17 protein-coding genes and 1 pseudogene are annotated in these 22484 nt (G+C 74.3%); 5 read left to right on the top strand and 13 right to left on the bottom strand.

Translation table 11 applies throughout. The annotated features are described in order from the left end of the window. Positions 1-99 precede the first annotated feature (99 nt). The 9 genes and pseudogenes from QQY24_RS28990 to QQY24_RS28950 all read right to left on the bottom strand — a co-directional run bounded on the left by QQY24_RS28990 (position 100) and on the right by QQY24_RS28950 (position 11888). Positions 100-1959: a M1 family aminopeptidase gene (locus QQY24_RS28990; protein ID WP_301975665.1), complete on the bottom strand. Its 1860-nt coding sequence runs from the start codon at positions 1957-1959 to the stop codon at positions 100-102. Between the two features lie 312 nt (positions 1960-2271). Next, positions 2272-2934, bottom strand: coding sequence for a spherulation-specific family 4 protein (locus tag QQY24_RS28985; protein ID WP_301975664.1), 663 nt, complete (start codon positions 2932-2934; stop codon positions 2272-2274). Beyond that, positions 2931-3835 (bottom strand): annotated as a pseudogene (locus QQY24_RS28980) (NAD-dependent epimerase/dehydratase family protein). Before QQY24_RS28980 ends, QQY24_RS28985 begins: the two are co-directional and overlap by 4 nt. A 7-nt stretch (positions 3836-3842) precedes the next feature. Next, a complete protein-coding gene (locus tag QQY24_RS28975) occupies positions 3843-4556 on the bottom strand; it encodes a sugar phosphate nucleotidyltransferase (RefSeq protein ID WP_301975663.1) in 714 nt (237 codons plus the stop codon). Between the two features lie 52 nt (positions 4557-4608). Then, positions 4609-5610 carry a GDP-mannose 4,6-dehydratase gene (locus QQY24_RS28970; RefSeq protein WP_301975662.1) on the bottom strand — a complete coding sequence of 334 codons (1002 nt, stop codon included), beginning with the start codon at positions 5608-5610 and terminating at the stop codon, positions 4609-4611. A 59-nt stretch (positions 5611-5669) separates the two neighbouring features. After that, a complete protein-coding gene (locus QQY24_RS28965) occupies positions 5670-7076 on the bottom strand; it encodes a hypothetical protein (RefSeq protein WP_301975661.1) in 1407 nt (468 codons plus the stop codon). Next, on the bottom strand, positions 7073-8593 hold the full coding sequence (pelF, locus tag QQY24_RS28960) for a GT4 family glycosyltransferase PelF (protein WP_301975660.1): 1521 nt from the start codon (positions 8591-8593) through the stop codon (positions 7073-7075). The genes QQY24_RS28965 and pelF overlap by 4 nt, the downstream gene beginning before the upstream one ends. A 243-nt stretch (positions 8594-8836) precedes the next feature. Then, positions 8837-10966 carry a hypothetical protein gene (locus tag QQY24_RS28955; protein WP_301975659.1) on the bottom strand — a complete coding sequence of 710 codons (2130 nt, stop codon included), beginning with the start codon at positions 10964-10966 and terminating at the stop codon, positions 8837-8839. Positions 10967-11360: 394 nt separating this feature from the next. Beyond that, on the bottom strand, positions 11361-11888 hold the full coding sequence (locus QQY24_RS28950; protein WP_301975658.1) for a hypothetical protein: 528 nt from the start codon (positions 11886-11888) through the stop codon (positions 11361-11363). A gap of 622 nt (positions 11889-12510) precedes the next feature. On the opposite strand from QQY24_RS28950, the gene QQY24_RS28945 reads away from it, so the two are divergent. Beyond that, positions 12511-12768 (top strand): DUF5133 domain-containing protein, encoded by a 258-nt coding sequence (locus QQY24_RS28945; RefSeq protein ID WP_301976384.1) that lies wholly within the window; start codon positions 12511-12513, stop codon positions 12766-12768. Positions 12769-13173: 405 nt separating this feature from the next. On the opposite strand, the gene pgm is transcribed toward QQY24_RS28945, so the two are convergent. Together pgm and QQY24_RS28935 are read right to left on the bottom strand one after the other, a co-directional pair. Beyond that, positions 13174-14814 carry a phosphoglucomutase (alpha-D-glucose-1,6-bisphosphate-dependent) gene (pgm, locus tag QQY24_RS28940; protein WP_301975657.1) on the bottom strand — a complete coding sequence of 547 codons (1641 nt, stop codon included), beginning with the start codon at positions 14812-14814 and terminating at the stop codon, positions 13174-13176. Positions 14815-15152: 338 nt separating this feature from the next. Then, positions 15153-16655, bottom strand: coding sequence for an MFS transporter (locus tag QQY24_RS28935; protein WP_301976383.1), 1503 nt, complete (start codon positions 16653-16655; stop codon positions 15153-15155). 389 nt (positions 16656-17044) lie between these two features. Between QQY24_RS28935 and QQY24_RS28930 the strand changes: the two genes are divergently transcribed. The 3 genes from QQY24_RS28930 (at position 17045) to QQY24_RS28920 (ending at position 18362) form a co-directional block, all read left to right on the top strand. Next, on the top strand, positions 17045-17233 hold the full coding sequence (locus QQY24_RS28930) for a hypothetical protein (protein ID WP_301975656.1): 189 nt from the start codon (positions 17045-17047) through the stop codon (positions 17231-17233). 57 nt (positions 17234-17290) lie between these two features. Beyond that, positions 17291-17914 carry a DedA family protein gene (locus tag QQY24_RS28925; RefSeq protein WP_301975655.1) on the top strand — a complete coding sequence of 208 codons (624 nt, stop codon included), beginning with the start codon at positions 17291-17293 and terminating at the stop codon, positions 17912-17914. A gap of 274 nt (positions 17915-18188) precedes the next feature. Then, entirely contained in the window at positions 18189-18362 is a 174-nt protein-coding gene (locus QQY24_RS28920) for a CsbD family protein (RefSeq protein ID WP_301975654.1), read from the top strand. Between the two features lie 146 nt (positions 18363-18508). Here the strand turns inward: QQY24_RS28920 and QQY24_RS28915 are convergent, their stop codons facing one another. Then, positions 18509-19348: a SigB/SigF/SigG family RNA polymerase sigma factor gene (locus QQY24_RS28915; protein WP_301975653.1), complete on the bottom strand. Its 840-nt coding sequence runs from the start codon at positions 19346-19348 to the stop codon at positions 18509-18511. 266 nt (positions 19349-19614) lie between these two features. Between QQY24_RS28915 and QQY24_RS28910 the strand changes: the two genes are divergently transcribed. Continuing rightward, positions 19615-20049 (top strand): ATP-binding protein, encoded by a 435-nt coding sequence (locus tag QQY24_RS28910; protein ID WP_301975652.1) that lies wholly within the window; start codon positions 19615-19617, stop codon positions 20047-20049. Positions 20050-20075: 26 nt separating this feature from the next. Here QQY24_RS28910 and QQY24_RS28905 read toward each other — a convergent pair whose 3' ends face one another. After that, positions 20076-22412: a SpoIIE family protein phosphatase gene (locus QQY24_RS28905; RefSeq protein ID WP_301976382.1), complete on the bottom strand. Its 2337-nt coding sequence runs from the start codon at positions 22410-22412 to the stop codon at positions 20076-20078. Positions 22413-22484 lie beyond the last annotated feature (72 nt).

The raw sequence follows: 22484 nt of genomic DNA, 5'->3' as shown, positions 1-22484 counted from the left end.
CCGCCCAACGAAGCCGCACCGGGCCGAATTACGTCCATCCGAGTGGCCCGGTGGTGCGGGCGGTGCCCGGGGGCACCGCCCGCGGGCGGCCGCGGAGGGTCAGCCGTCGATGCGGTGCTGGGTCCAGAAGGACGTCAGGTCCGTGCCGGTGGCGGCCTGGGCGGCGGCCTTGAACCCGGCCGTCGTCGAGACGCCGTACCAGTGCGCGGTCGCGTAGTCCTTCAACAGCTTGGCCATGGCCGTGTCGCCGAGGACGCGCCTCAGGTCGTGCAGGGCGCACTTGCCGTAGCCGTAGACCACGGTGGAGTAGCGCGAGGAGTGCGCGTCCCAGTAGGCCATCGAGTTGGTGATCTTCTCCGTGCCGGAGGCCCAGGAGACGCTGCTCCAGCAGCCCGTCCCGGTCCTGCCGAGGGCCAGGTCGGTGGCGTAGTCGGTGAACGCCTCGTCCAGCCAGGGGTTGGTGTACTCGTCGTCGCCGACGATGCCGTACCACCACTGGTGGGCGATCTCGTGGGTGAGCGCCGTGGTGCTGACCAGGTCGAGGACGAAGCCGGGGTACTCCATGCCGCCGAACCAGTAGTTGTTGTCGATGACGGCGTCCAGCTCGCCGTACGGGTAGGCGCCGAAGCGCGCGGCGTGGGCGTCGACGGCGCTCCTGGCGGTGCTCAGCATCGACTGGGCGCTGCTGGAACTGATCCCGGAGACGGAGTAGACGTTCACCGGGACGCCGGCGGAGGAGGTGCCGGAGATCCTGCTGAAGGGCCCGGCGGCCCAGGCGAAGTCACGGACCTGGGCGGCGGTGGCGGTGGTGACCGTGCGGCCGCTGGAACCGGGGGTGTCGGTGGAGGTGCCGGTGGCCGGGACCAGCAGGGTGCTGGGGTGGTCCAGGGTCACCCTGAAGTCGGCGGCCAGGGAGTAGAAGGACTCCCCGTTGTCGGTGTAGGGGTCCAGGTGCCAGCCGACGCTGTCACGGACGGCGAGGACGGGCAGGGCGTTGCCGATGAAGCTGAAGGCGCCGTCGTGGCCGAACCGGTCGACGCCGCTGGGCACGGTGATGCCCAGGTCGAAGCCGAGGGTGGCGGTCTGACCCTGGTTCAGCGGAGTCGGCAGGGCGATGCGCAGTGCCGTGCAGCCGACCGAGTAGGCGCCCGCGGTGCCGCCGGTGACGTTGCCCACCTTGATCGGCATCGCGTCGCAGGTGCCGTGGTAGTTGTCCCACAGCCGCAGGTAGACCTCGCTGAGCGCGGTGGACGAGGCGTTGGTGAAGGAGACGCTCTCGTGCCCGTTCCAGACGGTGCCGGCGGTGTTGCTGCTGAGGCCGACGGTGTAGGCGGGCGCGGCCGGGGTGCGGGTGGAGTCGGCCCGGAGCGGTGCGGTGGGGCCGGAGGTGTCGAGGGCGATGTCGTCCAGGAGGAAGCTCGTCCGGAGGCTGGAGTCCTCGGTGCCGGTGAAGGACAGGTTGACGGTCCGTCCGGCGAACGCGGAGACGTCGAGCGTCTTGCGCGTGTAGCCGGTGTTCCTGTCGAGGTTCGAGTAGGTCGCCAGCGTGGTGCTGCCGGCCTTGGCCGTGAGCTTGTCGCGGGCGGTGGCGGAGGTCGTCTCGGCGGTGTCGACGTGCAGCCAGAAGGTCAGGGTGGCGGCGCCGCACCCGGCCGGGACGGTGACGCTCTGGGCGAGGGTGCCGGTGCGGGTGCTGCCGGCGCCGCCCAGCCGGGCGTAGGCGGAACCGCCGTGCGCGCTCCGGCCGGTACGGCTGGTGATCACGGTGGAGGCGGACCGGGTCCAGGACGAGGTGCCGCTTTCGAAGCCGCCGTTGGCGACCGTCGGGGCCGGGGTGCAGGCGGCGACGGGCGCCGGGGCGGGCTGGGCGGCGGCGGGGGCGCCGGGGAGGGAGAGGGCGGTCAGCGCGGCGACGGTCAGCAGGCCGGCGCCGAGTGCCTTGTGGGGGGTCGGTCTCACACGCTGCTCCTTGTGCGGCGGCCGGGGTTCCGGCCGGCTCGGTGGCCGCCCGGTCGGCTGGGGTGCGCCGGGGCGGTCGCGGACGGGGTGTGCGATCCGTGCGGTGTCAGGTGCTCCGCGCCTCGTGGGTCGGGGCGGCGGCTGCCGAAAGCCTGCCAGATTTGACCAGAGCATGCCAGACGGTCAGGAAAGCGGGGTGTCCGCTCCCGGCGGCGCGCCGCACCGGGGCGGCGGAACCGCGGACGCGGCCGGTGCGGGGCCGGTGGTGCCGGTGGTCGCCGGTGCCGCCGCCCACCGCGCCGTCCGCGCCCCTCACGCCTCCGTCACGGCCAGTGCCGGTGTCAGTTCGGCCCACGGATTGGGCGGTCGTCCGGTGACCGGACCGGAGATCGCCGCTCCCCGCTCGTGTGCGGTGCGGACGGCGAGCGGGATCAGGACCTCGGGCACGCCGTAGACGAGGTGGCAGAACCGGTCGGGCGGGTGGCGCGCCGTCCAGGCCGGCCGGGTGAACGCCGAGACGTACGTGGACCAGTGGCCCTCGAAGGTGACGGTCAGATCGGCCAGGCGCGCGTAGCCGGGGGCCGGGTGCACGCCCGGGTTGAGGACGACGGTGCCGGCGCCGAGCCGCCGTACGTCCCGGACCAGGCGGCGGCAGGCGGGCAGCCCCTGGACGTCGGCGGTGACGCGGTCGAGGAAGCAGCCGTCGGTCGCGTACCACTCCCGGTGCCGGCGCATGTCCTCGGCGACCCGGGCGCGGTCGCGGACGCCGTAGTCGGTGTCGACGTACCCCAGCAGGCGGGCGCCGGCCGCCCGCAGTGCCCGGGCCGCCGCCGTGAAGGCGGGGTCGGGGGCGGTGCCGGGGCCGTTCGCCGGGTTCAGGACGACCGCGTGGGTGCGGTCGGCGGCGGTGATCAGCCGGTGCCAGGCGCCGGGGTCCTCGGCCGGGTGCACGTACAGCGGTACCAGGAGGCTCACGGCAGCCGCCCGTCCGGGGCCGTGGCCGCCCACAGCGTGTCGAGGGCGTCGTCCAGGCCGTGCGCGGGCCGCCAGCCGAGCACCCGGCCGGCGGCCGTGACGTCGGAGCACTGCCAGGAGACGCGGGCGGAGCGGTCCGAACCGCCCGTGCTCTCCTCCAGCCGTCCCCGGAAGCCCGCCCGCCGGGCCAGGCCCCGCACCAGTTCCCGTACCGGCACGGCCCGTCCGCCGCCGATGTTGAGGACGGGGGGCAGGGGCCCCGGGCGGTGACCGCGAGGGCCACCGCCCGGGCGAGGTCGCGGACGTCGACGAAGTCGCGGTGGGCGGACAGGTCGCCGAACCGCAGCACCGCCGCGGGATCCCCTCCCGCGGCGCGCAGCTGTGCCGTGAGCCGGCCGGGCAGGCCGGCCGGGGGCGCCCCCGGGCCCACCGGGTTGCCGACCCGGAGCACCACGGCGTCCAGGGCGGCGGAGGTGACCGCGATCGTGCCCGCGAGCTTGGTCGCGCCGTACGGGGTGACCGGGCAGGCGGGCGCCGACTCGGTCACCGGCGCGTCCGGGACGCCCGGCCCGTACTCGGCGGCCGAGCCGAGGTGGACCAGGCGGGCGGCGGGCGCCGCCTCGCGCAGCGCGGCGCACAGCACGGCGGGGCCGCGCGCGTTGACCTCGGCCAGGGTCACCGGGTCGCCGCCGGTGGCACCGGCGCAGTTGACCACGGCGTCGGGTGCCGCCGCGGCCAGGGTCCCGGCGAGCTGTTCGGGCCGGTCCGCGGCGAGGTCGACGCGGATCCCGGCGGCGCCGGAGCGGCCGGCGGCGAGGACCTGCGCGCCCTGCAGGGCGCGCAGCCGCTCGGCCACGTGGCGGCCCAGGTAACCGGTGCCGCCCAGGAGGAGGATGCGCATGCGGTGCTCAGGCTCCCTTGAGCAACAGGGACTTGCGGGTGGTGAACTCCGCGTTGGCCCGGTCGTAGTCGTCGGGGCGGCCGATGTCCAGCCAGTAGCCGTCGAACTCGTAGGCGTGCGGCGGGTTCTGGGCGGCCAGCAGGTCGAGGACCAGTTCGTCGAAGCCGAGCGGCAGGCCCGGCGTGTAGGTGCCCAGGGTCGAGCGGCTGAGGCCGTAGACGCCCATGGAGACGCGGTAGTCCATGCTGGGCTTCTCGGTGAACGCGACGACCCTGCTCGCGTCCGTGGTCAGCACGCCGAAGTCGATGTGCACCTTGCGGGCGTACGTGGCGATGGTCAGCGGCGCCCCGGAGCCCCGGTGCCGACGCAGCACGTCGGCGTAGTCGAGGTCGGTGAGCACGTCGCCGTTCATCACCAGGAAGGTCTCGGGCAGCCGGTCGCGCAGGTTGAGCAGCGGGCCCATGGTGCCCAGGGGGCTGTCCTCGGTGGCGTAGTCGACGGCCATGCCCCACTGGGAGCCGTCGCCGACGTAGGCGCGGATGATCTCCCCCAGGTGGCCTATGGCGATGGTGCAGCGGGTGAAGCCGGCCGTCGACAGCTGGCGCAGCACGATCTCCAGGATGGCGTGCTGGTCGCCGATGGGGACGAGCGGCTTGGGCAGCGCGGTGGTGTAGGGCCGCAGCCGGACGCCCTTGCCTCCCGCCAGGATCACTGCGTGCATGGGCTCCTCCTTCGTTGTGTGGGGACCTCGGTGACGTGACGTGCCGGACGGGTCAGATGTTGTAGATGCCGGTCTTGTAGCGGGCCAGATGGGCCGGGTCGCGGAAGAACTCCACGGTGCGGGCGAGACCTTGTTCGAGGGTGTGGGCGGGCTGCCAGCCGGTCGCGGCGGTGAGCCGGGTGGCGTCGGCGACGAGCCGCATCACCTCGGAGTTCGCGGGCCGGATGCGCGCGGGGTCCTCGCGGACGTCGAGGGCGCTGTCCATCACCTTGCCGATCAGGGCGACGAGGTCGCCGACCGAGATCTCGCCGCCGGTCCCGGCGTTGAAGGTGCGCCCGACGACCCGCTCGGCGGGCGCGGTGCCGGCCGCGAGGAAGGCCTGCGCGGTGTCCTCGACGTAGGTGAAGTCCCGGGTGGGGCGCAGGTCGCCCAGGGTGATGGTGCGCTCCCCCGCGGCGACCTGGCCGATGACCGTGGGGATGACCGCGCGCATCGACTGGCGCGGGCCGAAGGTGTTGAACGGCCTGAGGGTCACCACGGGGGTGCCGAAGCTCGCGTGGTAGCTGTCGGCCAGCCGGTCCCCGCCGGCCTTCGACGCGGCGTACGGCGACTGGGTGTTGATCGGGTGGTCCTCGGTGATCGGCACGGTCCGCGCGGTGCCGTAGGTCTCGCTGGTGGAGGTGTGCACCAGCCGGGGCGTGCCGAGGGCGCGCACCGCCTCCAGCACGTTGAGGGTGCCGGTGACGTTGGTTTCCACGTAGCTGTGCGGTGCCCGGTAGGAGTACGGGATCGCGATCAGCGCGGCCAGGTGGTAGGCGGCGTCGGCGCCTTCGAGCAGGCCGCGGACCGAGCCGGGGTCGCGGACGTCGCCGAGGACGATCTCCACGTGGTCCAGGACGTCCGGGGCGAGGGTCTCCAGCCAGCCGTAGGAGGAGAAGGAGTTGTACTGGGCCATGGCTCTGACCCGGTGACCGGCGGCGACGAGCGCCTCGGTGAGGTGGGAGCCGATGAAGCCCTCGGCTCCGGTGACGGCGGCGAGCGGTGCGGAGGTCAACGGTGTGTCCTTCCGGTGGTTGCGGGGTGTCGCGGACGGTCGGGGACGGGTACGGCGGGTCAGACGTGCCGGGCGGGCCGGCCGAGCAGCCCCAGTGCGCACGCCACCAGGCAGAGCACGGCGGCGGCGCAGCACAGCGGCAGCGCGGCCGGACCGCCCGGCAGGTGCAGCAGGACGGGCGCGCAGGCCGTGCCCGCGGCGGCGAGGCAGATCACGGCCGGCGGCCAGGCCGTCCCGAACGCCTGTAGGAGCAGCGCGGTCCACAGGGCGGCGGCGAGCAGCAGCAGGGGGCCGGGTGCGGCGCCGGTGAGCAGGGCGGCCGGCAGCAGCGGGAGGAGGTAGGCGAGCAGGCACAGGCCCAGGACGGCGGCGGAGCGCAGCAGGAACCCGGCGGGGGTGGCGCTCGCGCGGAGCGCGGCGACGGACAGCCCCCGGTAGCGGTAGAGCAGCCACTCGGCGGGGCCCATGCTGACGGTCAGCACGATCACCGCGTACGGTTCCCGCCGGCCCTCCAGCAGCACCAGCAGGCCCGCGGCGAGCCCGAACAGCCCGTACGGCAGGGACCGGCGCAGGCGGGGCCGCTTGCCGTCCGGGGCGGCCGGGGCCGTCCGGGCGGCCCCGTGCAGCGCCCGTCCGGTGGCGGCGAGCGTGGCCGCCAGGGCCAGCAGGACGAGGCCGGTGCGCAGCGGCGGGCCCGGCTCCCACCAGGGCAGTGCGGCGGCGCCCGCGATCAGCGGGGTGAGCGCGGCCAGCAGCAGCCGTTCCCGGGCCAGCACCAGCAGGACGCCGGCCGCCGCGAGGTACAGCGACTGGCCCGCCGCCGCCAGGAGCGCCGGGCCGCCGCCGGCGGCCGGTACGGCGGCGGCGGTGGCCACCGCCGCGCCGAGCGGGGCGCCGGTCAGCAGGGTGCGCGCCGCCTGCCGGCGCCCGGTGGCCATCCGCACGTGGGCGCGGTGGCCGAGCCCCTGTCCCCAGGCCCAGGAGACGAGGCCGGCCACGACGGGCGCCGCGGCGTGCCGGCCGGGGTGCCACAGGGGCGCGGTGAGCAGGTAGGCGAGCCCCGGCAGGGCGAAGAGGACCCCTCGCAGCAGGCAGCGCACGTGGTCGGGGCGCCAGGGGTCGGCGGGCGGGGCGGGTTCGGGAAAGGTGCGGGGCACCTGCTGGTACAGGGCGGTGGCCAGGGAGAACAGGGTGGGGTGGCCGTACCGCTGCCTGATCAGATCGGCGGACAGGCCCTCGGCCTCCAGCAGGGCGGCCACCTCGTAGGGGTGGACGGCCGGGCCGACGCGGTCGGCGAGCTCGGCGGCGAGCCCGCTGACCGCCTCCTCGTCCGGGCCGTGCCGGGGCAGCCGGAGGGCGAGGGTGCGGTCGTCGGGGCGGCGGGGCAGCGGTGGTGCGCCGGCGAGCCGCAGGGCCAGGGTGTCCTGTTCGGTTCCGCCCGGTTCGAGGGCCATCGGTCCGCTCATCCGGCCACGCTCCCCGCACCGGCTGCCATGTCCCGCGGCTCTGCCGCCGGCACCGGTGCCGGCACGAACGGCCGGGCCGCGGTGGACAGTTCGAGGTAGATGGAGCGGAAGGTGTCGATGGTCTGGCGCAGGGTGAACTGTTCGATCACCCGCAGCCGCGCGGCCTCCCCCATCGCCCTGCGCCGGCCGGGGTCGGCGAGCAGGTCGAGGGCGGCCCGGGCCATGGCGGCCGGGTCGCGCGGCGGGACGACGAGCCCGGTGTCGCCGACGGCCTCCCGTACGCCGCCGACGTCGGTGGAGACGGTCGCCCGGCCGCAGGACATCGCCTCGATGAGGGTGAACGGGAAGCCCTCGCTGATGCTGGAGAGCATGACGACGCTGCCGGCCGCGTAGGCGTCCTTGATGTCGTCGACGCGGCCCTCGAACGTGACGGCGTCGGCGTGTCCCAGCTCTGCGGCCAGTGCCTCGCACCGCTCCCGGTAGGCCTCGCCGCCGCGCGGGGTGCCGCCGAACAGGCGCAGCCGGGCGCCGGGTATCCGCTCCCGCACGAGGGAGAAGGCCCTGATGAGGGTCTCCAGGTCCTTGATGGGGTCCACGCGGCCCGCCCAGCTGAGCGTGGGCGTCCCGGGTTCGGGCCCGGCCGGCGGGAAGGCGGCCGGGTCCACGCCGTTGTAGACGGTGCGGATGGACTGCGGGTCGGCGCCGCCCTGCTCCTCCCAGAGCCGGTTGTAGCGGTTGCCCGGGGTGATCAGGGCGGCCCGCCGGTAGCTCTCCTCGGCGAGGAGCCGGAAGAATCCGAGGACGACGGCCTTGACGGGCCAGCGGTACGGCGCCGTGCGGTAGCCGAGGTAGCGCTCGCGCAGGTACACGCCGTGCTCGGTGAGCAGCAGCGGGACGGCGTGGCGGTCCAGGGCGGCGAGGCCGGGCAGGACGGCGACGCCGCCGCTGACGGCGTGGGCCACGCCGTCCTCCGGCGGTGGTGCGGCCAGGGGCCGCAGGGCGTGTTCCAGCAGGGTGGTCGCGGTGACCGCGTCGTGCAGGGTGGGCCGGGCCTCGCGCACGGCGAGACCGGGGCGGTTCCACACCGCGGCGAGCAGGGTGACGGCCCGGTCCCCGCGCAGGAAGGGACTGAGGGCGCCGTCGGCGGCGGCCCGGGCCATCGTGTAGAGGGCGGGCGCGAAACCGTCCTCGGCGGGCGGGTCGAGCAGGGCGGTCAGGAAGCCCTCGTAGGCCGCGTCGAGCCGGTTGCGGGCGCGGCCCCGGGGCGGGCGGCCCTCGGGCGGGGCACCCCACATGGGTACCGGGCGCACGCCGCGGACGTGGGCGGGCAGGTCCCAGACCACGGGTTCGCGTCCGGTGCCGGTGACGGCGATGACGTCGAAGTCGAGGTCGGGCATGCCCTGGACGAGCTGGTCGCACCAGACGCTGACGCCGCCGTGGCTGTGCGGATAGGTGCCTTCGGTGAGCAGGGTGACGCGCGTCGCGCCGGAGCGGCGCGCGCCGTGGTGAACGCGCATGGGTGTGCTCCACGTCCGAGGTGTGGGGTGGTCGTGCGGGTCCCGGCGGCCGACGGGGACCGGGCCCGCCGGCCGCCTTGCGTGGTCCGCCCGCCGGGCGTCCCGGCCCGCGCGGCGGCCGCCGGGGCCGCCGCGCGGGCGTGCGGGCACGGGTGCGCGCACGGGTGTGCCGGGGCGTCGCGGGGCGGGCGCCGCGGAACGGACGGGAAAGGGACGGTCAGGTCCTTGGGGCCGGTGCGCCGCTCAGCTGTCCGGGGTGTACGGAACCTGCCGGGTCACGCCGGCCGGGACCTTGGCGTCCGGGGCGGGGCCGGTGGCCGGTGCCTCGTCGGCGGTGCGCGCGGAGGGTGCCGTGGCGGCCGTCGGGAGGGTGAGGACGAGGGGGATGCCGATCGAGGCCGTCCAGCCGGAGACCTCGCCCGCGTAGGGACTGCCGAAGGCGCCGGTGGGCAGGGTGGTGCCGGTGGGCAGGGTCGCGGTGACCGCGAGGCCGGCGGGCGCCTGCACGGTCACGGCGCCGCCGATGCGGTAGGCGGTGACCTGTCCGGCGCTCACGGCGGCCTTCCAGGCGGCGCGGCGCTGCAGTTCGGCCCCGATGTCCCTCATCCGCAGGTTCACCAGCGGGGTGTTGTCCGCGAACAGGCCGTCGTAGCCGTCGATGACGCCGTCGAGCACCGGGTAGGCGATGCGGTCCTCGGCGAGGTTGGACTGGTGGATGAAGTGCGGCTTGGGGTCGTTGGAGAGCACGTGACCGAGGGCGATCCGGGTCTCCAGCGGCACGATGTGGCCGCTGTAGCCGGTGCCGGTGTCCAGCGGGGCCGGCAGGCAGGTGGTGGTGGCGGGGTCGTCCTCGCAGACGCCGCTGCCGCCCTGGGCCCGGCTGGTGTAGAGCCAGTTGTACTCGTCGACCTGCTCGGCGGCCCGGCCCGCGTTGTAGAAGACGTTCATCGGGTAGCGGGAGACGGTGGTGGCGGCGCCGACCTTGCGCTGCTCCGGGTCGCGGGAGTTGTCCGAGGCGAGCCAGGCGACGCCGTTGAGGGCGAGGACGGGTGCCAGGTTGGGGTTGTCGGCGGGCTGCTGCGGCAGGATCCTCAGGCCCGAGTGCTCGCCGGTGACCAACTCGTCGTTCTGCAGCGGGAGTCCGGCGGCCTGACCCCAGGCGCGGTTGGTGGCGATCTCGTTGTTGATGGTGCCCGGGTCGACCCACTTGGTGCTGCCGTCGGCGTTGGTCCGGCACGTCCAGGGCACCACGGTGGTGTTCTGCTCGCAGCCGAGGAAGGCGTGGGTGTAGGTGTGGTTCACCCAGCGGAACCGGGCGCGGTCGGCGATGAGCTTGTCGGCGAGCTGGTCGACGCCGTTGTCGTCCTCGCGCTGGTCGACGCTGCCGGCACCGTTGTAGACCATGTCGAGGGTGAAGTGGTGGCTGTCCTGCCAGGCGGTGGCGTGGTCGACGTCGGCCGCGGTCATGCGGATGGGGCTCGGCGTGCCCGCGCCGTTGGTGCAGTCGACGTCGCCGGGGGTGCAGTTGAGCTGGGTGTCCCAGCGGTCGTCGGCGGCGAAGACGTCGTCGACGTGCACGGCGAAGTAGTTGCGGGAGGCGCCGAGGTGCACACCGCCGGTCATCCACTCCACGATGCCCCGGGCGAGCAGCCGGAACTGCTCCTGGTACCGGTTGTAGACGAAGGTGACGACCAGCTCCCGCCGCCCGTCGTGCCGGTACTCGCCGACCAGCGACCCCTGCCGGGAGGTGCCCGGGATGGGCGCCTGCACGTAGGGGGTGAAGTCGGCGCCGGCCGCGGGCGTCGAGAGGTAGGCGTAGCTCTCGCCGACGGTGGGCGAGTCGTCCTCGAAGGGCACCGTGCCGTCGAGGTAGCCGAAGGGGCCGGTCCGGCCGGCCGCGGTCACCTCGGCCTGCACGCCGTCGATGCTGCCCGAGTAGCCGCCGGCGACCGGGTACTGCAGGCCCGCTTCGGGGCGGGCGTAGGTGTAGGCGTCGACCTGCGGGATCGCGTACGTCTGCTCGTAGGAGGCCAGCGCGGCCATCTCGGCGGAGCCGGCGGCGAAGGGGTTGTCGTTGGGCAGCACCACGGCCTGGTACTTGGCACGGGGCCGGCCACCGACGGTGTCGGCGAGGAAGCCGGGACCGATGACGGGCCGGTCGGACCGGGTGAGGTCGACCCTGGTGTACGGCGTTCCGGCCGCGTCGAGTTCCGCGGCCACGGCGGCGGTGGCCGGTCCGCCGTCGCTCACCAGCAGGACCCGCAGGTCGATGCGGGGTGTGGTGGTGTCGGCCTGGGCCGGTCCGGCCTGCAGGCCGAGCGCGGCGATGAGCGCGCCGACCGTCAGTGCGGTGGTGCGGATGGTCCGCTTCATGCGGTGAAGTCCCCTCCCCGGGCAGGGGTGAGCACGGCTCCCATGGAGCGGATGCACCCCCTTGCGCGACGCCGGTGTCCCCCTCAGAAACCAGTCGTCGACGCATCCGTCGCGTCACATGGTGATGCATGTGTGGAGCTTTTGTGGGCGGGTTGCGAAATTTGACGGAAAAACGCAGGTGTCCGATCCCGCTCGGGGGACCCGCGGGCCCCTTTCCCCGTCGCCGTCGCCCAAGGGGTGGCGACACGCGGACGGAGGGGGCCGCTGGTCGCGGCCCCGGACGCCGCACCGGCGGGCCACTGCGGCCCGCCGGGCGAAGTGCCGGTGACCCGGACCGGGCGGGGACCTGCCCGAAGGGTCCGTTTCAGGTCAGCCGCGCCGGGGCCGGAGTCCGTCAGGCGCAGACCACGCGCGTCTCCGGCGTGTAGACGGGTCCGCCGCTGCTGTTGCCGCTGTCGCTGAACTCGGCGTAGTAGTACGAGTAGAAGCCGATGTTGCCGTTGCAGCCGGAGTCGGCGGCGACCTGGAGGGTCAGCGTGACGGTGCGGCTCTGCCCGGGCGGGATGGTGGCGCCGTAGTTGCCGCCGAGGTTGGCGGGTCCGGTGCCGCTGCAGGGGGTGCTGCCGGCGGCCGTGGCCAGGCCGCAGCCGGTGAAGCCGTACTTCAGGTCGGGACGCTGGGTGGTGAGCCAGGTCGGGTCGATGGTCTGGTGGACGAACCAGATGTCGTACGTCCTGTTGTTGGTGAGGGTCATCGACAGGTTCACCGTGCCGCCGGGCGTGACGGTGGCACTGTCGGCGCTGAAGGTCAGCGCGGCCGGCGCGGGATCGGCGGCGCCGGCACTCGGAGCGAGGCCGAAGACGGTGAGGACGAAGGCGAGGGCGGCGGTGAGACCGAGGCGTCTCAGCAGAGATGATCGCATGGCCCGGGAGGCTAGGCACGCGGTGAGCGCGCCGTCTGCCCCCGCCGCGGGGGCCCGTACGCCGACCGGCTGAAAGCGTTCGCCGCGTGAAGATCGTGCGGCGGTTTCGCGAGGGGGCGTCACCGAACGTGTACGTGCATCGTACGGGGGGTGGCGGGGGTGGTGCGCGGGGCGCGGCGGACCGGTGATGCGACCGGGCGGCGTTGGCGGGTACACGCCCTCCGCCGAGGGCCGGAACCGGGGAGGCCGGTTGTGCGCGCGGGAGTTTTCCAGCCAGACGCCGGTTTCCGGCCGCTCCGGTACGCCGGGGCGGGCCGGCGCGCCGGTTCCCCCGGATCAGCGCGCCGTCAGCGGGGCCCGGCACCGTGGTGCCCGTGAACGGCCCGGGGCACGGCGGCCGGTCAGGGGGGCGTTCCCGCGAGCGGCCGGCCGGGGACCGCGGGCACGGCTCACGGCTCACGGCGGGGCCCGGCGGCCCGTGCGGGTCCCACGTCCCACCCGTCCCCCGTCCGGAGAAACCGGGGGCATACCGATCGCGGACGCGGGTATCCGCGCAGCGACTCATGATCGACAACGATTCATGACCGACGTCGACTTCGCGAAGCCCAGGGAGGCGGATCTCATGCTGATGGCACACCCCGCGGTACTGAAGGACCTGATCGCCCAGTACGAGACCCTCACGCTGCTCGGGGCGGAGGAGAGCACTCCGCAGGCACGGCAGCGGCTCGCGGACATCTCGTACACGCTGTGCGTGGCCACGGGGACCAAGGACGTGGACATGGCCCTGATCGCGGCCCGCCACCAACTGTCCGGGGCCCGCCCGGAGGACGACTCCCTGCTCCAGGCCGCGGAGCCGGCACAGGCGCCGTCCGCCGCCTGACGGCACGCCCCACCCCTTCCCCCCTCTCCTCTCCGCCGGGCACGAACGTCCGGTGCCGAGCCCGGTCCGCGCACCACCGGACGGCCCACGGAGCCGGCCGGCCGCGCGGACCGCTGCCGGACGGGGACCCCGCCCTCCCCCGGACCCGGGGGAGGGCTTCGTCACGAACGACGGGCGTGCGGGTGGTGCGGCCGGGGCCACGGGCTCGCGCTCGCCGTGGTGCGGACCGCGCCGAGGGCCGGCCGGGCGCTGCGCGCGGTGCACGCGTGCGCCCGTCGCCGGCCGGACGTCTCCCGCGGGCCCGCCCGGTCACGCGTCCCCGGCGGGCCCGCCCGGCCGGCGACGGGCGCACGCGGACGGCCTCCGCGCCCGCGGCGCGGAGGCCGTCCGTACGACGGGTCCGGGTCAGCCGCCGAGTGCGCCCAGCACCACGGCCTTGGCCTCCTCCTGCACCCGGGCGAGGTGGTCGGCGCCGAGGAACGACTCGGCGTAGACCTTGTAGACGTCCTCGGTGCCCGAGGGGCGGGCCGCGAACCAGGCGTTGGCGGTGGTGACCTTGATGCCGCCGAGGGCCGCTCCGTTGCCGGGCGCCTCGGTGAGGACGGCCGTGACCGCTTCCCCCGCCAGCGTGTCGGCGCTGACCTGCGCCGGGGACAGTTTGGCGAGCAGGGCCTTCTGCTCGCGGGAGGCGGGGGCGTCGATGCGGGCGTAGGCCGGTTCGCCGAAGCGGTCGGTCAGGCCGGAGTAGTGCTGGGACGGCGTCTTGCCGGTGACCGCCGTGATCTCGGAGGCGAGCAGGGCGAGGATGATGCCGTCCTTGTCCGTGGTCCACACCGAGCCGTCCCGGCGCAGGAAGGACGCGCCGGCCGATTCCTCGCCGCCGAACCCGAGGGCGCCGCCGGCCAGTCCGTCCACGAACCACTTGAACCCGACCGGCACCTCGACGAGTCGGCGGTCCAGGTCGGCCGCGACGCGGTCGATCATCGTGGAGGAGACGAGGGTCTTGCCGACACCCGCGTCGGCTGGCCACCGGTCGCGGTGCCGGTAGAGGTAGGAGATGGCGACCGCGAGGTAGTGGTTGGGGTTCATCAGGCCCGCGTCCGGGGTGACGATGCCGTGCCGGTCGGCGTCGGCGTCGTTGCCGGTCGCGATGTCGAAGCGGTCGCGCTGCTCGATGAGGGAGGCCATCGCGTACGGCGAGGAGCAGTCCATGCGGATCTGCCCGTCCCAGTCCAGCGTCATGAACCGCCAGGTGGGGTCGGTGTGCGGGGTGACCACCGTCAGGTCCAGGCGGTGCTGTTCGGCGATGCGGCCCCAGTAGGCGACGGACGCCCCACCGAGCGGGTCGGCGCCGATGCGCAGGCCGGCGGCGCGGACGGCGTCGAGGTCCAGCACGCTCGGCAGGTCGGCGACGTAGGTGCCCAGGAAGTCGTACCGCCGCGTGGTGGCGGCGGCGAGCGCACGGGCGTACGGCACCCGGCGCACGTCCTTCAGGCCGCCGGCGATGATCTGGTTGGCGCGGTCCTGGATCCAGGAGGTCGCGTCGGAGGCGGCGGGGCCGCCGCTGGGCGGGTTGTACTTGAAGCCGCCGTCGGCCGGCGGGTTGTGGGAGGGGGTGACGACGACCCCGTCCGCGAGGCCCGAGGTGCGGCCGCGGTTGTGGGTGAGGATGGCGTGCGAGACCGCCGGGGTGGGCGTGTAGCCGTCCGCTGCGTCGATGAGCACGGTGACGCCGTTGGCGGCGAACACCTCCAGCGCGGTGACCTTGGCTGGCTCGGACAGGGCGTGGGTGTCGGCGCCCAGGAACAGGGGGCCGTCGACGCCGCCCACGGTCCGGTACTCGCAGATGGCCTGGCTGGTGGCGGCGATGTGGTCCTCGTTGAAGGCGCTCGCCAGGGACGATCCCCGGTGTCCCGACGTGCCGAACGCCACCCGCTGCGCCGGGTCGGCCGGGTCGGGGTGCAGCGCGTAGTAGGCCGTGACCAGTCGGGCCACGTCGACAAGGTCCTCGGGACCGGCCGGCCGGCCCGCTCGCTCGTGCGGCATGTGTCGGTTTCCTCCGCGTCGATGTGATCGCATGGTGTGATCGTTCGCTCGCCGCCCATCTTTCCTCGTCGGGGACGCGGGCGGCGAGTGCGCCACCGACGAGCCGGGCGGGACGGGGCCCGCCTGTCCTGTGATCCGCTCCACCGGCCACCACCGCCGTCGTCCGCCGGCGGGTGCCGTCCGCGTCGTCCCGGTCCGGCGCGTCACGGCCCGCCGGGGCACCGCGCCGGGCCACGTCCCCGGCGACGGGCCCGGTGGACCTGCCGCGTCCCGCCCGGGGCGCGGGAGTCCCGGCCGGGCCGGTGCCCCGGGCGGCCGGCCTCCCTCGGCGGCCCGTCTCATCCGCGGGACGGCTGCTGGGAGCGCGCCCCTTGCTCCGCGAAGGTGTACAGGTCCTTGGACGCGGTGATCAGTTCGCGGCGTTCCTCCTGCGAACCGACCATCGGCTGCGAGCCGCTGAGCGGCACCTGGGCGCTCTCGGGCAGGAACCGCACGGTCGCGAGGCCGATGGCGCCGGCCAGCATCAGGTAGTAGGCGGGCATCAGGTCGTCCCCGCTGATGTCGACCAGCGCGGCGGTGACCAGCGGGGTGGTGCCGCCGAAGGCGGCGACGGCGAAGTTGAAACCGATGCCCATGGCGGCGTACCGGACGGCCGTCGGGAACAGCGCGGGCAGGGTGGCCGCGCTGGGCGCGGCGAAGCAGGCCAGCAGCGTGGACAGGAGCAGCGCCCCGAGGACGGGCGGCCAGGCCCCCTCCGCCTTGATCAGCAGGAACGACGGCACGGCCAGCACGATCATCGCCGCGGCGGCGGCGCCGTACACGGGCCGCCGGCCGACGCGGTCGCTGAGCCGGCCGATGAAGGTGATCAGGACGACGATCCACGCCATGCCGATCAGCACCAGCACGTCGGCGGAGCCGCTGGAGCGGCCCAGCGTCTCGGTCTGGTAGGTCGGCAGGTAACCGGTGACCGTGTAGTTGGTGACGTTGTAGAGCAGCACCAGCCCCGCACAGACCAGCAGTCCGCGCCAGTGGTTGCGGAGGATGTCGCGGAACTCGCTGCCCGCCGACTCCTGCGCCAGGCTCTTCTCGTGGGCGTCCAGTTGCTGCCGGAAGGCTGGTGACTCTTCCAGTTTGAGCCGCACGTACAGGCCGATCACGCCGAGCGGCCCGGCGATCAGGAAGGGGATGCGCCAGCCCCAGGAGAGCATCTGTGCGTCGCTCAGCAGCGCGTTGAGCACGGTGACGAGGACGGAGCCGAGGGCGTAGCCGGCGAACGTGCCGAAGTCGAGCCAGCTGGACAGGAAGCCCCGCCTGCGGTCCGGCGAGTACTCGGCGACGAAGGTGGTGGCCCCGCCGTACTCCCCGCCGGTGGAGAAGCCCTGCACCATGCGGGCCAGCAGCAGCAGCACGGGCGCGGCGATGCCGATGGTGCCGTAACCCGGGATGAGGCCGATGGCGAAGGTGCCCGCGGCCATCATGATCATGGTGGTGGCGAGCACCTTCTGCCGACCGATCCGGTCGCCGAGCGGCCCGAAGACCAGGCCGCCGAGCGGTCGTACGACGAAGGCGGCGGCGAAGGTCGCGAAGGAGGAGATCACCTGCGTGGCCGGGGAGGCGCCGGGGAAGAAGACCTTGCCGAGGGTGGCGGCGAGGTAGCTGTAGACGCCGAAGTCGAACCACTCCATGCAGTTGCCGAGCGCGGAGGCGCCGACCGCGCGTTTGAGCAGCGGCCGCTCGATCACCTGGACGTCGTCGCTGCGGAAGGCCCGCCGGTTGCGGCGCAGCCTGCGCGTCAGTTCCTCGCGGACCTGGCGCGGCAGGTCCGCGACGGTCCTGGGAATCCTGGGCCCGGCCCCGGTTCGCCGCTCTCCCTCGGGTATCGCCCCGCTCACGGGCGCCTCCCTCCTCACTGCCGGCACACCGTGTCATTCCGCGGCACCCATCCGGTCCGCCCGGGCGGACGCCGCACGCCCCATGCTCCTGCCCGGCTTCCCATCCGTCACACCAGCAACGTGCACACGGCTCGACCGGTCATCCGCCGTGCCGCGCCGACGATCGACGACCGCGCGGCGGGCGGCGGACGGCGGAGCGGATCTGTGGCGCGACGCCCGGCCGGGGTCCGGGACCGACTGCGGCACCGAGTGACACGCATCACAGACATAACGAAAAAATCAGACATAATGGTGAGCGCCGGACCCCGCCCGCCCGACTCCAAGGAGCCGCTCACCGCATGGCGCACGGAGCCCACCACAGCCCCCACGGCCCCCACCTCCCGCCCCACCCCGACCTCTACCTGGCCCGCGGCTGCGAACACTGCCTCGGCTGGGGAACGGTCGTGACCCGCGACGGGGAGCACGAACTGTGCCACACCTGCCAGCCCGGCCCGGGCGGCGGGAACGGCCCCGCTCCGGTCCGCTAGCGGTGCCTCCTCCCGGCGGCCCCGGCCGGCGACCGGTGCTCACGTACGGTGGGAGGCATGGCCGCCCCTCCCCTGCCAGGCCCGCTCGCGCACCTGGCCCCCCTGCTCGGCCACTACGGCTACTGGGCCGTCGGTGCCGTGGTCCTCGTGGAGGACTTCGGGGTTCCGGCACCCGGCGAGACGATCCTGATCGCCGCCGGTGTCTACGCCGGGGCCGGCCGGCTGGACATCGCCGTCGTGGCGGCGGTCGCGTTCGCCGCCGCCGTGGCCGGTGACAACATCGGCTATCTGATCGGCCGCGGCGGCGGCCGGGCCTTCGTGCACCGCTGGGGCCGCTACGTGTTCCTGACGCCGGAGCGCTTCCGGACCACCGAGGAGTTCTTCGGGCGGCACGGCGGCAAGATCGTCACCGTGGCCCGCTTCATCGAGGGCCTGCGCCAGGCCAACGGCATCGTCGCCGGCGCCTCGGGCATGCCCTGGCGGCGCTTCCTCGTCTTCAACACGCTCGGCGCGGCCCTGTGGGTCGGTTTCTGGGCGACCCTGGCCCACCTCGCCGGCAGCCACATCACGACCGTGTACGACGAGGTCACCCGCTACCAGCGCTACGTCCTCGCCGGTCTGGCGGCCTTGGTCGCGGCCCTCGTCGCACGCCACCTGGCGCGGCGCCGCCGCGCCCGCTGACCGGTGCCCGCGCGGACGGCCCGTCCGGTCCGGCCCGCCGGGCGTCCCGAACGGTTCGTCCGCCGCCGGGCAGGTCTCCGGCGTTTGCCTCGGACGTCCGGTCGATCATGTGATGCCGTGGAGGGCGAGGACGGCTTTCCCGTGCCCGGAAACCGAGCGAAGGGCTCCTTGAATTCCCGGAAGGCGGGGGACGACGGAGTGGGGTTTGAAGCTCGGCGCAACGGAAATCCGAATGGGGAAATCGCACCGAGAAGACGTGGGGATGTGAAACCCGATGGCAGGCGACCAGAAGGCGAAGGCCAAGGCGGAGCAGGCCAAGGGCAAGGCCAAGGAGGCTGCGGGCCGCGCCGTGGGCAACGAGCGGATGGAGGCCGAGGGCCGCGTGGAGGGCGCTCGTGGGGACGCCCGGGAGGCCAAGGAGAAGACGAAGGACGCCTTCAAGCACTGACATTCGAATGCGGTGCGCGAAATGTACGCGGAATACGCGTGGAGCGGGCCCGGAAAACCCTTTCGAGGGTTTTCCGGGCCCGCTCCACGATTTCGTCCCCGCCGCGCACGCTCTCGGTGCGCCCGGTCCTCCCGCTCGGCCTTCGGTCAGCCTTCGGTCAGCATGGAGCACCGCAGCCGGCCCAGCAGGCGCGACAGGAGCCGGGAGACGTGCATCTGGGACACGCCGAGCCGCTCGCCGATCTCGGCCTGGGTGCGCTCCTCCACGAACCGCAGGTGCAGGATCAACCGGTCCCGCTCGCCCAGCTCGGCGATGAGCGGGGCCAGGGCGTGGAAGTCCTCGACGAGGTCCAGCGCGGCGTCCTCGCTGCCTATGAAGTCGGCCAGCACGCTCTCCCCGTCCGCGCCGGTGCTCAAGGTGGCGTCCAGGGAGGAGGAGGTGTAGCCGTTGCAGGCGAGCCGCGCCTCGATGACCTCCTCCTCGGGCAGGCACATCAGCTGCGCCAGCTCCGCCACGGTCGGCGTCCGGCCCAGGCGGCCGGAGAGCTCCTCGGTCGCGCGGGCGAGCTGCACGCGGGCCTCCTGCAACCGCCGGGGCACGTGCACGGCCCAGGAGGTGTCCCGGAAGAACCGCTTGATCTCGCCCACGATGTAGGGGATCGAGAAGGAGGTGAACTCCACCTCCCGGGACACCTCGAACCGGTCGATGGCCTTGATCAGACCGATCACCCCGACCTGGACGATGTCCTCCATCTCCTCGGGGCCCCGGTTGCGGAAGCGGGCCGCGGCGAAACGCACCAGGGAGATGTTCATCTCGATGAGTGTGTTGCGCGCGTACTGGTACTCGGACGTCCCCTCCTCCAGGACGGCGAGCCGGGCGAGGAAGATCCGGGTCAGCGCACGGGCGTCCTGCGGGGCGACCTGTCCGGGGTCGGCGACCTCCGGCAGTCGCACCGCGTTCGCCTGCTGCGTCGTCATGGCCGTCATGGTCCATTGCCTCCCGGGGTCGCCGGCCGCGGTTCGGCCGGCTTGCCTGCGCCTACCCCGGAACCCGCCGCTCATGTCCGGGCCGGATGCGGCACGCCGTGCGGCGGCGGGCGGCCGGGTGCGCACCGGGCCGGTGGGGGCAACCGGAGGATTCCCCGCGCGCGTCCCCTTGACCGACGGCCCAGTGGGTAACCGGGACAAGAACGGCAGGATCCTCCGCGACCACAGGAAGGGCCCTTGACCCCAGACGCAAAGGGCGACGAAGCATGGACACCCACCTCAGGACACACGCGACGACGCGTACCCGCCCGGCGCCCCTGCACTACAGCCGCACCTGGGACACCGCGGCGAGCTGCATCGCCGACTCCAGGGAGGCGGTCGGCGCCCTCCTGGCCCGGGCCCGGCCCGCTCCGGGCCGGCGGGCGCTGCAGGACGCCCAGCTCGTGGTCAGCGAACTCGTCACCAACGCCGTCAAACACGCTCCCGGTCCGCTCGGACTGCGCCTGGAGGTGTCCCCCGACGCCGTCGCACTGCGGATCACCGTCACGGACACCTCCACGCAGGCGCCCCGGCAGCGTCCGCCCGATCCCCGGCGGGTCGGGGGGCACGGACTGCACCTGGTGAACCTGCTCTGCGACGGCTTGGAGGTCACGCCGCTGCCCCACGGCAAGCGGGTGACGGCCACCGTCGCCCTCGGCTGACCCGGGCGGCTCCCCCGCCCCGGGGCTCAGAGGACCCTGATGCCGACGATGCAGGTGTCGTCGTCGGTGTCCGACCTGCTGTAGGTGAGGAGCCGGTCCAGCTGCTGGTCCAGGGTGCGGGGCGCCGAGCGCGCCGTGTCCAGCAGGTGCGACAGGGACTCCTCGACGGAGCGGTCCCGGCGCTCGATCAGGCCGTCGGTGTACATCAGCAGGGTGTCGCCCTCGGCGAGCTGCAGCTCCGTCTCCTCGTACACGGCTTCCGGCAGCGCGCCCAGCAGCAGGCCCCTGAGGGTGGGTAGCGCGGTCGCCTCGGCGTCCCGCACCAGGACCGGCGGGAGGTGGCCGGCGCGGGCCCAGCGCAGGGTGCGCCGCTCGGCGTCGTACAGACCGCACACGGCGGTCGCGGTGACCGCGCCGGTCAGGTGGTGGGCGACGATGTTCAGCCAGGACAGCAGCTGGCCCGGGCCGGCACCGGTGACGGCCAGTCCGCGCAGCGCGTTGCGCAGCACGACCATGCTGGTCGCCGCCTCGATGCCGTGTCCGGCGACGTCCCCGACGCACAGCAGCACCATGCCGGAGGGCAGGACGACGGCGTCGTACCAGTCGCCGCCGACCAGCTGCTCGGTCTCGGCGGGCCGGTAGCGCACCGCGACCTGGAGGTCGGGCATCTTCAGCGGCGCCTGCGCCGGCGGCATGATGGCGTGCTGGAGCTGGAGCGCCAGCCGGTTGCGCTCGTCGGCCTGCTGCTCGGTGTGGGCGAGCTGGTCGCGGGTGGCGGCGAGGGCGACCTCGGTCCAGTGCTGGGCCGAGATGTCCTGGTAGGCGCCGCGGACGACGAACAGCTGGCCGCCGGTGTCCAGGACCGGTTCGGCCACCACGCGGATGTGCCGGGTCACCTGGTCGGGCCGCAGCAGCCGGAACGCGGCGGAGGCCGGCCGGCGGTGGTGCAGCAGGGTGCGCAGGAAGCGGCGGATGGTGACGGCGTCGTCGGGGTGGGCGTGCGCGGGCAGGTCCTCCAGCGGCACCGGCAGGCTGGTGGGCGGACGGCCGTACAGGCTGAACAGCTGGCCGTTCCAGGTGATCTCGCCGGTGAGCAGGTTCTCCTCGAAGCCGCCGATGCGGCCGAGCCGCTGGGCGTGCTGGAGCAGGCTGGCCAGACGGGCCGCCTCGTCCTCGATGCGCCAGATCAGCAGCACGCTGGAGCCGTGCCGGCTGACGCTGATGTCGGCGACGGCCGACAGCGGCACCTGGTCGACGAGCGCGGTGAGCCGCATGCGGTGGGCCCTGAACGGCTCGCCGGTGGCGTAGACCCGCTCGACCCGCTGGAACAGCTCGCTGGCCCCGGCGGCCATCGGGTAGGCCTCCAGCAGCAGGGCGCCGTTGACGACGGCCCGGGACCGGCCCGCCGGGTCGAGGAAGTGGCTGTTGACGTGCTGGATGCGGAAGTCGACCAGCTGCCCCGAGTCGTCCAGGTGCGGGACGAGCACCAGCGCCGGGTCGTGCAGTCCGTCCGCGAGGTCCATCAGCTCCACCACGTCGGGCAGCATCCGGGGCTCCTGCGCGGCACCGGACGGGAGCGCGTAGGCCTCCAGGGTGTGCGCGCACAGCTCGGCGAGCGCTTCCATCTGGCGGACCACCTGGGGCGGCCGCGCTCCCTCCGGCCCGGGCCAGGCGATCTCCAGCACGCCGTGGATCCGGCCGCCCGCACCGGCGGGCACGGCCGCGCGCGCACCGTCCGGGAAGTCGTGCCGGCCGATGGTGGGCAGCCCGGACTCGGCGAGCGAGGGCAGCCACTGCCCCTCGGGTTCGGTCAGGCCGCGCCGGGCGACGGTCGCCACGTCCGGCGGGACGTAGCGCCAGCGGGCCGCCTCGGCGGGCGGGAAGCCGGCGCTGCCGGCGAGGGTCAGTGAACCGTCGGAGCCCGCGGCCCAGATCGCGACGGCCACCGCGCCGAGCGGGCGCAGGGCGTGCTGGAGCAGCGAGTCGGCCACCGCCTGGGTGTCGTCCGCGGCCAGCGCCCCGCTCTCGGCGGCGCGCAGCCGCACGGCGGCGGACTCCTCGGCCGTCCGGTCCGGCTCCGCGGTGGTGGCCAGGAAGGCGTCGGTGACCTCGGAGACGCGGTCCCGGGCGGCCTGGTTGATGACGTCCACCGCCAGTTCCAGCGTCGTCGTCCGGGCCCGTTCGGTCAGCTCGGCGAGCTGGCGTGCGGCCTGGGCGGGGCCGCAGCCGAGCCGCTCCACGAGGATGCCCTTCGCCAGTTCGATCAGTGCCCGGCCCTCGGCCTCCGCCTGCGCGGCCCGCACCTCCTGGCGCAGCCGCTCCACGGTGGCGGCGAGCCGGCCGACCGGCGAGGTGGCGGGCACCTTGGGCAGGTCGAGTGCGGCCGTGTCCGGTTCGGTCCCCTCCGGCCCCGCCGGTCCGGGCACGGCCGTCTC

The sequence above is a fragment of the Streptomyces sp. TG1A-8 genome (assembly GCF_030499535.1).
Lineage (GTDB): Bacteria > Actinomycetota > Actinomycetes > Streptomycetales > Streptomycetaceae > Streptomyces.
The sequence above is the reverse complement of the archived record's forward strand: the minus strand, read 5'-3'. Positions and strand labels throughout refer to the sequence as shown.

Excerpts from the sequence above, each read along its gene's own strand:
- QQY24_RS28975 (WP_301975663.1), bottom strand. The coding sequence starts at position 4,556 with ATGCACGCAGTGATCCTGGCGGGAGGCAAGGGCGTCCGGCTGCGGCCC.
- QQY24_RS28915 (WP_301975653.1), bottom strand. The coding sequence starts at position 19,348 with ATGACGGCCATGACGACGCAGCAGGCGAACGCGGTGCGACTGCCGGAG.
- QQY24_RS28920 (WP_301975654.1), top strand. The coding sequence starts at position 18,189 with ATGGCAGGCGACCAGAAGGCGAAGGCCAAGGCGGAGCAGGCCAAGGGC.
- QQY24_RS28945 (WP_301976384.1), top strand. The coding sequence starts at position 12,511 with ATGCTGATGGCACACCCCGCGGTACTGAAGGACCTGATCGCCCAGTAC.
- QQY24_RS28925 (WP_301975655.1), top strand. The coding sequence starts at position 17,291 with ATGGCCGCCCCTCCCCTGCCAGGCCCGCTCGCGCACCTGGCCCCCCTG.
- QQY24_RS28955 (WP_301975659.1), bottom strand. The coding sequence starts at position 10,966 with ATGAAGCGGACCATCCGCACCACCGCACTGACGGTCGGCGCGCTCATC.
- QQY24_RS28965 (WP_301975661.1), bottom strand. The coding sequence starts at position 7,076 with ATGAGCGGACCGATGGCCCTCGAACCGGGCGGAACCGAACAGGACACC.
- QQY24_RS28950 (WP_301975658.1), bottom strand. The coding sequence starts at position 11,888 with ATGCGATCATCTCTGCTGAGACGCCTCGGTCTCACCGCCGCCCTCGCC.
- pelF (WP_301975660.1), bottom strand. The coding sequence starts at position 8,593 with ATGCGCGTTCACCACGGCGCGCGCCGCTCCGGCGCGACGCGCGTCACC.
- pgm (WP_301975657.1), bottom strand. The coding sequence starts at position 14,814 with ATGCCGCACGAGCGAGCGGGCCGGCCGGCCGGTCCCGAGGACCTTGTC.
- QQY24_RS28930 (WP_301975656.1), top strand. The coding sequence starts at position 17,045 with ATGGCGCACGGAGCCCACCACAGCCCCCACGGCCCCCACCTCCCGCCC.
- QQY24_RS28910 (WP_301975652.1), top strand. The coding sequence starts at position 19,615 with ATGGACACCCACCTCAGGACACACGCGACGACGCGTACCCGCCCGGCG.